This window comes from Occallatibacter sp., from assembly GCF_049802275.1.
Lineage (GTDB): Bacteria > Acidobacteriota > Terriglobia > Terriglobales > Acidobacteriaceae > Telmatobacter.
On record NZ_JBARMD010000198.1, the window covers coordinates 1 to 12,034 of the forward strand.

13 protein-coding genes are annotated in these 12,034 nt (G+C 57.8%); 8 read left to right on the forward strand and 5 right to left on the reverse strand.

Annotated features, from left to right (window positions below):
• Together WA354_RS06555 and WA354_RS06560 are read left to right on the forward strand one after the other, a co-directional pair.
• A partial coding sequence (locus WA354_RS06555; protein ID WP_472812202.1) for a hypothetical protein occupies nt 1-201 on the forward strand: 201 nt, incomplete at its 5' end.
• A gap of 292 nt (nt 202-493) precedes the next feature.
• Nucleotides 494-811: a GIY-YIG nuclease family protein gene (locus WA354_RS06560; RefSeq protein ID WP_472812203.1), complete on the forward strand. Its 318-nt coding sequence runs from the start codon at nt 494-496 to the stop codon at nt 809-811.
• A gap of 190 nt (nt 812-1,001) precedes the next feature.
• Here WA354_RS06560 and WA354_RS06565 read toward each other — a convergent pair whose 3' ends face one another.
• Nucleotides 1,002-1,718, reverse strand: coding sequence for a hypothetical protein (locus WA354_RS06565; protein WP_472812204.1), 717 nt, complete (start codon nt 1,716-1,718; stop codon nt 1,002-1,004).
• 322 nt (nt 1,719-2,040) lie between these two features.
• Between WA354_RS06565 and WA354_RS06570 the strand changes: the two genes are divergently transcribed.
• Complete coding sequence (locus WA354_RS06570; RefSeq protein WP_472812205.1) at nt 2,041-3,120, forward strand: linear amide C-N hydrolase; 1,080 nt, start codon at nt 2,041-2,043, stop codon at nt 3,118-3,120.
• A gap of 78 nt (nt 3,121-3,198) precedes the next feature.
• Here the strand turns inward: WA354_RS06570 and WA354_RS06575 are convergent, their stop codons facing one another.
• Both WA354_RS06575 and WA354_RS06580 read right to left on the reverse strand, forming a co-directional pair.
• Nucleotides 3,199-3,777, reverse strand: coding sequence for a hypothetical protein (locus tag WA354_RS06575; RefSeq protein WP_472812206.1), 579 nt, complete (start codon nt 3,775-3,777; stop codon nt 3,199-3,201).
• A gap of 183 nt (nt 3,778-3,960) precedes the next feature.
• Nucleotides 3,961-4,581 carry a TetR/AcrR family transcriptional regulator gene (locus WA354_RS06580; RefSeq protein WP_472812207.1) on the reverse strand — a complete coding sequence of 207 codons (621 nt, stop codon included), beginning with the start codon at nt 4,579-4,581 and terminating at the stop codon, nt 3,961-3,963.
• Between the two features lie 139 nt (nt 4,582-4,720).
• On the opposite strand from WA354_RS06580, the gene WA354_RS06585 reads away from it, so the two are divergent.
• Nucleotides 4,721-5,131: a hypothetical protein gene (locus WA354_RS06585; RefSeq protein WP_472812208.1), complete on the forward strand. Its 411-nt coding sequence runs from the start codon at nt 4,721-4,723 to the stop codon at nt 5,129-5,131.
• A gap of 75 nt (nt 5,132-5,206) precedes the next feature.
• On the opposite strand, the gene WA354_RS06590 is transcribed toward WA354_RS06585, so the two are convergent.
• Nucleotides 5,207-6,439: a glycosyltransferase gene (locus WA354_RS06590; protein WP_472812209.1), complete on the reverse strand. Its 1,233-nt coding sequence runs from the start codon at nt 6,437-6,439 to the stop codon at nt 5,207-5,209.
• A 29-nt stretch (nt 6,440-6,468) separates the two neighbouring features.
• On the opposite strand from WA354_RS06590, the gene WA354_RS06595 reads away from it, so the two are divergent.
• The 4 genes from WA354_RS06595 to WA354_RS06610 all read left to right on the forward strand — a co-directional run bounded on the left by WA354_RS06595 (nt 6,469) and on the right by WA354_RS06610 (nt 11,591).
• Nucleotides 6,469-6,849: a hypothetical protein gene (locus WA354_RS06595; RefSeq protein ID WP_472812210.1), complete on the forward strand. Its 381-nt coding sequence runs from the start codon at nt 6,469-6,471 to the stop codon at nt 6,847-6,849.
• A 112-nt stretch (nt 6,850-6,961) separates the two neighbouring features.
• Nucleotides 6,962-8,227: an alkaline phosphatase family protein gene (locus WA354_RS06600; RefSeq protein WP_472812211.1), complete on the forward strand. Its 1,266-nt coding sequence runs from the start codon at nt 6,962-6,964 to the stop codon at nt 8,225-8,227.
• A gap of 375 nt (nt 8,228-8,602) precedes the next feature.
• On the forward strand, nt 8,603-10,030 hold the full coding sequence (locus WA354_RS06605) for an MATE family efflux transporter (protein ID WP_472812212.1): 1,428 nt from the start codon (nt 8,603-8,605) through the stop codon (nt 10,028-10,030).
• A 106-nt stretch (nt 10,031-10,136) separates the two neighbouring features.
• Nucleotides 10,137-11,591 carry a TolC family protein gene (locus WA354_RS06610; protein WP_472812213.1) on the forward strand — a complete coding sequence of 485 codons (1,455 nt, stop codon included), beginning with the start codon at nt 10,137-10,139 and terminating at the stop codon, nt 11,589-11,591.
• Nucleotides 11,592-11,770: 179 nt separating this feature from the next.
• On the opposite strand, the gene WA354_RS06615 is transcribed toward WA354_RS06610, so the two are convergent.
• Nucleotides 11,771-12,034, reverse strand: a 264-nt coding sequence (locus WA354_RS06615) for a YceI family protein (RefSeq protein WP_472812214.1), incomplete at its 5' end; no start/stop codon positions are given.

The following is a 12,034-nucleotide window of genomic DNA, read 5'->3' on the forward strand; positions in this document are numbered from 1 at the left end:
CTTCAACGCGAACTTCGCATTGTCGATCTTCAGCAGGTTTATTCATTGCCGCTGGACTTCCTGCGTCTCCGCGCATCTGGCCGAAAGCACCTTCGGCTTCTGCCGCCGTACAGAGAGCACTTGTCACAATCCTTCGCACGCGTTTTTATGCGTGTGGGATTACCCATCGATATTCCCTCGTTCAAAAAAACAAAAAAGTAAGACGAGTCGGCCGTATGGCGGGTCGGCGGGTGGTCCACTTCTAAATCACCACCAACTTTGGGTGCCCCATCCTTGCGTAGCAAGGGTGGGAAGCCACCACCCCACCCCAGCCCGTGTCATCCTGAGCGGAGCAGCTTGGGGCCCTGTGAACGCATAGCGTTCATGGGGTAAGCAATGGGGTCCCCATCGATAGGTGTTCGTCGATGGGGCGGGGAGCGAAGGACCTGCTTCTCGCAGACTGCCGTGACCGCAAGCACTTCCCATCCCCCGCCGTTTCGTTACCGTTCCACCAATGGACGACCGCTTCTACTTCGCATACATCATCGCCAGCAGAAGCAGAACGCTCTATGTCGGTGTGACCGGTGACCTGCGCCGACGCGTCTTTCAGCACAAGCAGAAGACGCATCCTGGATTCACCGCGCGATACAACTGCAACCGTCTCATCTGGTTTGAAAGTTTCAGCGAAGTGAGCGCAGCGATTCAGCGCGAAAAGGAAATCAAGGGATGGACACGGGGGAGGAAGATAGGTCTCATTGAACTCGCAAATCCAACCTGGGAAGATCTGAGTGAGCCATGGTTTCCGCATGTGGCGACTTCGCGAATGGCATAAGAAGCAGATCCTTCGCTGCGCTTACCCCATGCCGCTCCGCTCAGGATGACACGTCTGCAACTGGTATGGGGCTCGCAAAGCAGAAAGAGCCGTCCTGAAAAGCCAATTACTGCACAGGTGGGCGTCCCCCAACCGCCAAAGGTCAAATTCTTCGAGATCCATAAGGATCTGCTTTTGCCTTCGTCTTTTGTTAATGCGCCAGCGACGGCCCGGGCGTGCCATCGGACCAATTCCAAACCGGGACCATCATAATTGTGACTCGCTCTTCAGGGTCATTCGCCGCGATGATCGGTGAGCCCTGCACATTGGCTCCCCAGCTTTTCTCGGCGTCGCCTGAAACGAAAAACATCAGGTGCGGATGCCAGTGCACGTCGCGGTCGTTCAGGTACTGCTGCTTCGACATCATGTAGCACATTGATCCCGGCTCCAGCGCGGGCAGTTCCTTTTTGTCCAGCGCTGCCGAGGTCTCCGCGAGGATCTGCGCCTTCGATCTTCCAGCCAGCGCCAGCTTGGTCTTCATCAGAAAGATGGGCGCAAACGTTCTCGCTGCCGCCGGATTGAAGCAGATGGGCGAGCGAATTTTCGGATTCCAGAACTCCGAAGCATCGGTGGCCGCGCCCCACGACCGTTCCACGACACAGACGAAACCATTCGTGCCTTTCACCGCAGTTGTGAATCCCTGCCGTTCCAGCACCATCACCTCGGCACCATCCGAAACAGACGCTGGCGCACCAGTGCGAGCCAGCGCAATTTCAGCTCTCTGATCTGGCATCAGATACTGATCGACGGGAGCCATGGCCGGATAAGCAGTTTTCTCCGCTTGCGTTTGTGCCCGAGATGTAGTGCCAGACACGGCGAGCGCAACCAGCGACGCAAACGCGACGATCACAACATTGTTCTTTCGCATGGGACCTCCAGCAGGCGCGATTCTGGAGCCGGGCCTGGTGACCCTGCTGCATGACCGCCTTCCAATTACTAGATCAGACGCCCCCGTTGTTCCGCATCACAGAAAAGGCCGATCGGTGCCTTAAATCAGGTGTGCCCCATCCCTGATCTTCGAGAGCGTGCTTTCAAGATGCGCCGAGAGCCCACGTCTGGCCGCGAAGCCAGCGCTCCATCACTGCGTACAGATGGTGTATATCGGTATACTTCTCCCGTTCGCTTCCGCTCGCATCAGATCCCAGCACCGGGCCAGCTTCCTTATCCCCCGTTTCCTCAGAGGAGTACCTATGCGACTCGTCCCCCGCCTGTTTCTCAATGGCTCCGTGCTGATTGCGGCGCTCTGCCTTGGCCTCAGCAGCCCTTCCTCCGCGCCGGCGTGCACCCGCGCCGTCTATCTGGGCTCCAACGGCGACGTCATCACCGTCCGCTCGATGGATTGGGCCGACGATATCCTGACCAATCTCTGGATTCTTCCGCGCGGCATGCACCGCAATGGCGAAGTCGGGCCGCACTCCGTGCAGTGGACTTCGAAGTACGGCAGCGTCATCGCCTCCGGCTACGACATCTCCACCACCGACGGAATGAATGAAAAAGGTCTGGTGGTCAATGCGCTCTGGCTTGTCGAATCAGTCTACCCGCAACACGATTCCGGCAAGGGAGGCCTCGCCATCTCCGCATGGGCGCAGTATGTGCTCGACAACTTCGCGAGCGTCGAGGAGGCTGTCAAGGCGCTCGAGCAGGAACCCTTCGTGACCGTTACCGCCAATGTGCCCGGCCAGGACCGGCTCGCCACTCTGCATTTTTCGATCTCCGATTCAACCGGCGACAGCGCCATCGTGGAATATCTCAATGGCAAACAGGTCATCCATCACGGCAAACAGTTTCAGGTAATGACCAACTCGCCCACCTACGACGAACAACTCGCCCTCAATGAATACTGGAAGCAGATTGGTGGGACGGTGATGCTGCCCGGCACCAATCGCGCTGCCGACAGGTTCGCGCGGGCTTCGTTCTATATCAACGCCATACCCAAATCCGACGACAACGCAATCGCGGTTGCCACCGCGTTCAGCGTGATACGCAATGCATCGGTTCCCTACGGCATTTCCACGCCCGATCAACCGAACATCTCCTCCACCCGCTGGCGCACTGTCAGCGACCAGAAGCGCCTTGTCTATTACTTTGAGTCCGCACTCTCGCCCAATACCTTCTGGGTCAACCTCCACGATATCGACTTTTCTGAAGCATCTGGCAAGGTGATGAAACTGGATCTGGGCAAGGGGCAGATGAATGTCTTCTCAGGAAACGCGGTGAAGGACTTCAAGCCCGCGGAGCCATTCAAGTTCCTGGGGCTTCCCACGCCTTAAGGGGCGGACGGTCTGCAGGTAAAGTAAAGCCAGTCTAAAGCGCAATTGCAAAATGCATATGCAGCCACATGGTTGCATTTACTTTCCGGGCGCACTGCTCATCGTCTGGCATGCGGTCTCGAACTCGTCGTAGCTCGCCCAGTGCAGCGTCACTGTCGCGTTGTCGATGAATGGGCCGGTATTCAGCTTGATGCCTTGCTCGTTCGGCCGGTCCATGACCAGCAGCGGCCCGTGCCAGTTCCCCGCCACATCGAAGAATCCACGATGGTGGTAGTTGATCTGAAACGGCTTTTGCCACTCCAGAAGCCGGAAGTCAAACAGGCTCTGGTCGCTGGTCAGGTAGCCGCCATACATCGTGCCGCTCACGTCCATGCGCTCCACCGAACCCGGCGCAAGACACAGCCAACCCGTACCCTTCAGGTCGGCGCTCCAGATTTTGCCCTCGCGCCGGCCGCCGCCGTTCCGCATCGGTTTTCCCGGCCAGAACGACATATACAGCGGAAAGGTCCTGCCGTCCTTTGAATGCAAAATGCCCGTTCCGTGCCAGTAGAGCAGCGGTGTCGATCGCTGGCCAATGTGCAGCGACCAGGGGTTCAACGCGACAACCACGACCCACATGAATGCAGTTGCGGCAACTAACCAAAACACCAGCTTCATGAGGCAACCGCTCAGACTTGAAAGACAGCCACGCTGACCTCGCATGCGGCGTAGTATAGCGCGGGACTTGGTTGGCAGTGAACAAGAAGTGAGCATGGTAGAGCAACGCTCCCAGGTCTCAAAAGCGAGATCCTTCGGCTTCGCTCAGGACAGGCTCTGAGGCACCCGGGATAGTCTCATTGACTACTGCAGGCCGGTCCAGACCATGCGGTGGAACATCTCGTCCATTTCTTGCGGCGATTCCTTTTCGCCGCGATCGAGCCACCAGCGAAGGAGCGAAAGCAGGCTGCCTGACAATGCCGATGCGCGTGCGGCCAGTTCACGCTGCGGAACCTTCGCGAGGCGGCCTGATTCCTTGAGCCGGCGCTCGATGCCGCGTGCGAAGTATCCCTCGGCCAGATCGAAGAAGTCCTTCAGATGCCCCGAGTCGGAGAGCACGCGGTAGAGCTTGTTCTGGTTGCCGATGTGCTCAAACATCCCCGCCACCGGGGCGACGCGATTCGACTTGTCATTGCGAACGCTGAGCGCGGTGCTCATGAATTCAAGAAACATTTCCAGTTGACTGACGAGCAGGTCGTCCTTGTCGCGATAGTGGAGATAAAACGTTGACCGGCCAACGCCGGCGCGGTCGAGCACATCCTGCACGGTGACGTCGTTGATCGGCTTCTCCACGATTAATGCGATCAGCGCCTGGCCGAGTTGGTCGCGGGTACGCTGCACGCGCGCATCGGGCTTGCGCGGCTTCTCTTTCGGTTTCACAGCTTGTTTCGGCGCTTTGCTGCGTTCGTTTTTTGACCCGTTCATGGACAATTGCCGCCTCTTTGTTCAACAACGCCGGTGCGCCCCTCGACGCGGCTGCATTTCAAAGCTACAGTGCGAATCATAGGCTGAATCGCGCGGTTGGCCGATGAAAAAGTTTGCCGTTGAAAAGAGGAGAAGTCCAATGAACCGAATTCGCTTGCTTGCAGCGGGGACTGTGCTGATGTTCGCGATAGGCGCGGTGGCACAACAAACCACAACCAGCCCGGACGTGCATGCTGCCGCCGTTGCGCCGGTTGAACAACATTTGAAGGTGCTGAGCGACAAACTCGGCCTGACTGCCGACCAGCAGGATAAGGCGCGGCCCATTCTGCAGGAGATGCATGACGGGTCGCAGAAACTTAACGAGGACCAAAGCCTTACGCCTGATCAACGGCATGAAGGGATGGTGCCCTTGTTCATGAAAGCCGACAAAGCGCTGCGTGAGATTCTGACGGACGATCAGAAAAAGCAGCTCGATGCAATGGAGGCGCAAATGCAGGGTGGATCGCACGATAATCCGCATGGAACCACGGCGCCCCCGCCGGGAGATTGAGAGATCGGGAAGATTCCAGGTTCTGAAGGGGAAACCTTGAAGCGCAGCCTGGGATTTTCCTTTCCCCGCGTCTGGCTAATTCATCGTTAGCAGCTCTTCAATCTTGTCAGCAGCCAGCCGCGCACCGCCATATGAGCGCATATTCAGGGCTACGCGGCTTGCGCTCTCGCGGTAGCTGGGTTGGTTGAGCACGCGATGAACTTTGCTGGTGAACTCAGCGATGTCGATCTGCTTTTCGCCGTCTGGCCCATCAATCGGCAGCGCGATTTCGCCGGCGCCGAGTGCGACGAGCCGGCGCGCGTTACTTTCCCGTTCCGTGATGGTGGGGATGAGGATGGCGGGCGTGCCGGCGGCCAGGGACTGCATCACGGAGCTATGTCCACCGTGATGCACCATCAATCGGCTGCGCTCTGCCATGGCGCGCCCCGGAAGATACGCGGCGTGGTGAAAGTTTGCCGGCAGCGCTCCAATCTCATTGGGAATCTCCTGATAGCCGGTAGTAAGTACGACCTCAACGGGCGCGTCGGCCAGGGCCGCTATCGCGGCGCGGATGACCACGATGGAGTCGATTGCCGTGGGCACGGGAGCGTAGCGCGGATTGCCCGAGTAGACCCAGACGATGTCCTTTTGAATCGAGGCGATCGACGGGGGCAGCTCGGCATCACCGCGTTGCCATACGATGGGACCGATATGGGTGACGCGAGCCGCGGAGGAGACGGGGTCGGTTTCCGGAGTACCGACGATAAGGGAAAGATCGCCTGCGAGCAGATCGACGCTGCGCGCGAAAGGGCCAATGCCATATTCCGCGGCGACTCTGTCGAAGTACGGCGCGGCGCTGGGCAACCCGGACGGCCGTTCGCCTTTCCAGAAGAGAAATCCGCCGCTGGCGGGATGAAAGTTTCCCTGATTCACGGTGGCCAGCGGAACACCGCAGACGCGCGCGGCCAGGCAGGCAAAGACGCCGAAGGAATCGACCACCACATCGGGTTTGAAGTCGCGGATCAAGTCGACATGCAGTGCCGTATTCGCCCGCACGAATTCCTCGTCAGAGAAAAGCGACGCGTACATTTCTTCGACGTCCCAGGCTTGGCTTGCTTTCTTGAGGTCGAATGGCGGATCGGGGATGGCACGCGGTGGCATGGGCAGATTTGCAAGGCCCGCATCGGCGATGAGTGCTGCTGGTGCGGGCGCGGGATTGAAGACGGCAACATCGTGGCCGCGGTCGGCGAGTTCGCGTGCAATGGGAACAAGGCGCGTGGGCAGACCGAGGTCGTTCGCCGGCAGCATGGTGAAAAGAAATCTGGACATTCAATCTCCGGGAGGAATTGCTTATATCTATGCCTCTGACAGGTATGAAGTCAAACCTCATTGAAATATCGGGCACCCCCTCGATGGATCGATTGAGGCCTTCTGTTTACCGGGCGCGCTTGCATTTGGCCTTTGTCTTCCTTCTGTTCTTCCTCTTCCTTTCCCTGCTCGGCTTCTTCTTCGTTTTCCGCTGTGGAACGAGGTGGCTGGAAAAACTTTTTCGGGGTCGTATTGCCGGTGCCGTTCCGCGCTGCAGGATGTGTCTATTGCAGGAGAAACTGCACGAGCGCGGTGCGGTGCTGCATCTGAGCGAAGAGATCAAGCTGAATCGATATGGGCAGGCGGCCCAGATGTATCCCGCCCACGCCCCCGATCAGTCACCCGCATCTTGTGAGGGTTGGGCGTGGTGAATATTCACAGCACTCTTACATTCGAGTAATCAAGAACGACTAGTTTCCTCGTTGGCACGGTCTCCCCCTGGGCTTTAGCGCCACGTCTTTCAATTCAATTCCGAGGTCAACATTGAAATCCTTCCAGAGCCTGCAGGGCTATCTCTCTCCCGATCGCGCGAAGCGCCGTTTGATCGCTCTCGCATGCACCACATCCTTGCTCCTGTCGAGTGCGAGCCCGAGCCGCGCTTTCGACAAAGATGACGACGACCATGCACCGCGTTTCGGCCACGTTTTTGTCATCGTGCTTGAGAACGAAGGTTACGACACAACCTTCGGGCCTAATTCCCAAGCGCCTTACCTTTCGAAAACTCTGGTTTCTAAAGGCGCGCTGCTGACCCAGTACTACGGCACAGGACATGCGAGCAATGACAACTACATTGCGATGATCAGCGGGCAGTCGGGAAATCCGCAAAACCGGAATGACTGCGTGGTGTATGGCGACTTTGTGGAGACGGGAGTGACAACGGATGGTCAGGCAATTGGCGCAGGCTGCATTTATCCAGAAAGCGTGAAGACACTGCCAGACCAGATGAGCGAGATCGGATTGACGTGGCGCGCATACATGGGCGACATGGGCAACGATCCCAGCCGCGAGTCCGCGACCTGCGGTCACCCGGCGCTGAATACGACTGACATGACGCAGAACGCTGAGGCACCCTCGGCCGCGGTACCGAACGGGGATCAGTATGTGACGCGCCACAACCCATTTGTCTATTTCCACTCCATCATCGACTCTCCCGCTTGCCAGACCGGTGTTGTGAATCTTAACAAGTTGACGACGGACCTTCAGAAAGAAGAGACAACGCCTAACTTCGCCTTCATCACGCCGAATGTTTGCGACGACGGGCATGACAGCGCCTGCGTGAACGGACAGACCGGCGGCGAGGTAGGCATCAACAACTTTTTACAGAAGATCATTCCGATGATCCAGGCGTCGCCGGCATATAAGCGCGATGGTCTGATCATCATCACCTTCGATGAGGGCGGCTATACGCTCACTCCAAATTCGGCGGGGGGCTACACCATTGCCTTCCAGGGACAAGCCTGCTGCAGCGAACAGCCCGGGCCGAATCTCGGCTCGTTCCCGCAGATCAGCACGTTTGGCCCGTACACGTTGTCGTTTGGCAGCTATGGCGGAGACCGCACCGGGGCGGTTCTGCTGTCGCCGTTTATCAAACCGGGATCGGTCTCCTACGTCCCATTCAATCATTACTCTCTGCTCAAGACCCTGGAAGACAACTTCAAGACCAAGAGCTATCTGGGTTACGCCGGTCAGCCTGGTCTGATTGGCCTTTTCGGTTCCGCACACTCGGATATTCAGGTGGACAAACACTAACCCGCTTCGAAAGAGAAACGGCGCATCACAGCGCCGAAAACGAAACAGCGCGCGGGACTCAATGTAATTCGACTCGAGTCCCGCGCGTTTTTTGCAAAGCGGAACAAAGGGGCACGATCTGATTTTGCTGGAAATTTAAATTGAAACCGGGTTATAGTCTTAAGACCCGCCGGACCTTTCCGGCTATGGAGGAAACAGTGTTTCAGCCTACCGTCGTACGAATCAGCCGCTGAACATTGCCTCGGGTTTTTCCCTTCTTCTCGACCCCGAGGTCATCTTCAGACCTGGGGTAATTCTGCAAATCACAATCTGATAGCAGCGTGGCCCCTTCGCCATTGGCGTGCTGTTTTTGCGTGCCATCGTGGAGCTATTGCTATGTCTGTTCTTGAATGGTTGACACGGCTGTCGTCTGAAGACGACCGCGGATTTTGGTCTTCGGTACGCGAGGCTTTGAAAGGCTCGCACCAGGACTTCACAACGGGGAACTTGAATCGAACCATATTGCTGCTGGCCATTCCGATGGTGTTGGAGATGGTGCTGGAGTCGCTGTTTGCCGTCACCGACGTGTTCTGGGTGGGCAGGCTGGGCGCCAATGCTGTCGCAACGGTGGGCATCACGGAGTCGCTGCTAGCGCTGGTGTTCGCCATCGGTCTGGGCGTCTCCCTCTCCACAACGGCAATGGTGGCGCGGCGGATCGGCGAAAAAGACCCCGAGGACGCGGCGATTGCCGGCGTTCAGGCGGTAGTGCTTGGCCTGCTGATTTCGCTGGGGATCGGGATTCCGGCGGGGATTTATGCGCCGGAGTTGTTGCGGGCCATGGGTGCTTCGCCGGAGATTGTGGCAAGCGGATCAGGGTATGCGCGTGTTGCGCTGGGAGGTTGCGGCGCAATCATCATGCTGTTCCTGAATAACGCGATCTTTCGCGGGGCGGGCGACGCATCGATTGCAATGAGGCTGTTGTGGGTGTCGAACATTATCAACCTCGTGCTCGATCCGTGCCTGATTTTCGGACTCGGTCCGTTTGCGAAGATGGGCGTGACGGGCGCCGCAGTGGCCACGTTCACGGGGCGTTCGATCGGCGTGCTGTACCAGTTCTATCGGCTGCTGCGAGGAACCGAGCGCATTCACATCCTGGTGCGGCAACTGCGCATCAACGTGCGGGTAATGGTTAAACTGCTGCGGGTTTCGCTGACGGGGATCCTGCAGTTTGCCATCGCGAATACGAGTTGGATTGTGCTGGTGCGGATCATCTCGATTTTCGGATCGTCGGCTGTGGCGGGATACACGATTGCCATTCGCATCGTGGTGTTCTTCATTCTGCCGGCATGGGGACTGAGCAACGCCGCTGCGACGCTGGTAGGACAGAACCTGGGGGCGAAGAGGCCGGACCGCGCGGCACAGGCGGTATGGCGCACCAGCTTGTACAACGTGATCTTCCTCGGAGTGCTGGGGATTTTCTTTGTCGTGTTTGCGACGCCGGTGGTGCGGCTGTTTGTGCAGGATGCCGCGGTGGTTCCAATCGCGGCAACAGCCTTGCGCACATTTGCTTGCGGCAACGTTGGATATGCGTACGTGATGGTGATGTTGCAGGCCTTCAATGGAGCCGGCGATACATTGACGCCGACGATTGTGAATTTCTTTGGCTTCTGGGTGTTGGAGCTGCCGCTGGCATGGTGGCTGTCGGTTGGAATGAGGCTTGGTGCAAACGGCGCGTTTCTGTCGGTGGTGATTGCCGAATGCTCGATCGCGGTGGCGAGCATCATCCTGTTTCGGCAAGGAAGGTGGGCCCGACAACGGATTTAGGGTGGAAATCGGGGACGAAAACCACTGATTCGCCGCGATTTTGCCGGAATTTTAGGTGTGATGGGGAATCCTTGAGGACTCTGCGACATCTGAGAGAATGATGGATGTGAAAGAAGCAGGACAGTTTGCCCGTCTTTGGGCGATTGGGTTGGTGTGCGCCTCGGCCGCAGGACTGGCTGGGAAGGCGTCCGCCCAGGCTCAGAATCCGAGTTCGACGACGAATCCCTTTTATGGCAGCGTGACGGTGCGCACGATAAGCGACGAGCCGCTGAAGCTGTCGTTGGACGATTCGATCCGACGCGGTCTTGAAACTAATCTTGGACTGAGAGAAGCCGAGAGCGGCGAGAAGCAGTTGCAGGGGGAAAAGAACGAGGCGCTGCAGGAGTTTTTGCCCACGATCAACCTCAGCGGGGGTACCGGCTTTTTCCAGCACAACCTGGCTGCATTGGGTTTCGGGCCTAATACATTAAAGCAATTTGAAGGATTATTTCCGGGCGGACCACCTGCGGGGTTTTCGCTGATTACGAAAGATACCCTGACCCAAGGGCAGCTGTCGTTGAATCAGACGCTGTTTTCGGGCGTGGTTATCGCTGGCTGGAAGGCCGCGGGAGCGGCGGCAAGGTCAGCGTATTTCCAGAAGATGTCGGCGAGGGGCGAGGTTGTTCAGCAGGTGGCAACGGCCTACCTGGCCGCGCTTGCGGATGCGAGCGAGGTGGATAACGCAACTGCGCTGATGAAGGCTGACGAAATGGCGTGGCAGCAGGCGCGCGATGCACATGCGGCTGGGACGTTGGCGAACTTGGATGAATTGCGAGCGCGCGTGCAGTTGCAGTCGCAGCAACAGAACCTGATCACCGCGCAAAACGCCGAGGAGAAGGATTTGATTCTGCTGAAGCGGGAGATCGGAATCGATCCGGGGCAGAAGATCGCGCTGACCGATCCTGCTCCATATAGCGACCTGGCGGAGCAGACGCCTGCGGAAGTGCGCGCGACTGCGTACAAGAATCGGCAGGATTACCAGAACCTTCAGAACCAGGTAATTGAACTGCGCGCTGTGCACAATGCGTACAGGGCGCAACGGCTGCCAAGCTTAAGTTTCAGCGGATACTACGGCGTGGATAAAGTGAATGGGAGTCCGAGCCACGGTGTTTTTAACGCGATGGGAACGCTGAATATTCCGATTTTTCGCGAGGCGAGCATTCGGGGAGAGGTCGATGCATCGGGGGCGCAATTGGCAGCAGTCAATGCGCAGCTCGACAATCTGCGAAGCCAAATTGACCAACAGGTGCGGTCGGCGCTGCTGGATGTAGCCGCGGCGATGAAACTGGTGGAAGTATCGAAGTCGAATGTCGAGCTGGCCACCCAGACCGTGAGCGATGAGACAGACCGCGTAAATGCGGGAGTGGATGACAATCTTGCGTTGGTGACGGCGCAGTCTTCGCTGGCAACGGCGCAGACAAATTCTGTGCGGAGCTTATACCGGTACAACTTATCGAAGTTGGCCCTTGCGCGAGCGGCAGGCGTGATTGAGCAGCAGTACCGCGCGTATCTGGGCAGGTGAGCGCAGCAGCTGGTAGCTGGTAGCTGGTAGCTGGTAGCTGGTAGCTGGTAGCTGCTGAATTGTCGACTTATCTTCTTGCTTTGAATTCAATTCAAATTTCCGCACATCCGAACTGAACCCACGGCAATAGCCGTCGGAAGGTGCAGTTCGGTTGTGTGGTTGATGGATGTACCTGCCCGTTAGCTGGTGGGGGTTACTTTTCCTGTCAGGGTGAGGTCGATGTCGACTTCCTTGGATACTTTGAGAAAACCCCAGCTCGGATCCTTGAGTCCCCATTGCACATAAGGGACGATGAAGTGCGTCTTGGCGTTGAGAGCCCCGCCGTCGATGTGGATCTGCATGGGCACGGTAAGGTCATGGGGCGTGCCGTGCAGCGTGAATGTACCGTAGACCTGGATGGTGGAGTCGCCGGTGGGCGCGATGGTGCCGTCGTATTTCTGCGG

Coding starts and splice junctions, on each gene's coding strand:
- WA354_RS06560 (WP_472812203.1), top strand. CDS start 494: ATGGACGACCGCTTCTACTTCGCATACATCATCGCCAGCAGAAGCAGA.
- WA354_RS06565 (WP_472812204.1), bottom strand. CDS start 1,718: ATGCGAAAGAACAATGTTGTGATCGTCGCGTTTGCGTCGCTGGTTGCG.
- WA354_RS06570 (WP_472812205.1), top strand. CDS start 2,041: ATGCGACTCGTCCCCCGCCTGTTTCTCAATGGCTCCGTGCTGATTGCG.
- WA354_RS06575 (WP_472812206.1), bottom strand. CDS start 3,777: ATGAAGCTGGTGTTTTGGTTAGTTGCCGCAACTGCATTCATGTGGGTC.
- WA354_RS06580 (WP_472812207.1), bottom strand. CDS start 4,581: ATGAACGGGTCAAAAAACGAACGCAGCAAAGCGCCGAAACAAGCTGTG.
- WA354_RS06585 (WP_472812208.1), top strand. CDS start 4,721: ATGAACCGAATTCGCTTGCTTGCAGCGGGGACTGTGCTGATGTTCGCG.
- WA354_RS06590 (WP_472812209.1), bottom strand. CDS start 6,439: ATGTCCAGATTTCTTTTCACCATGCTGCCGGCGAACGACCTCGGTCTG.
- WA354_RS06595 (WP_472812210.1), top strand. CDS start 6,469: ATGCCTCTGACAGGTATGAAGTCAAACCTCATTGAAATATCGGGCACC.
- WA354_RS06605 (WP_472812212.1), top strand. CDS start 8,603: ATGTCTGTTCTTGAATGGTTGACACGGCTGTCGTCTGAAGACGACCGC.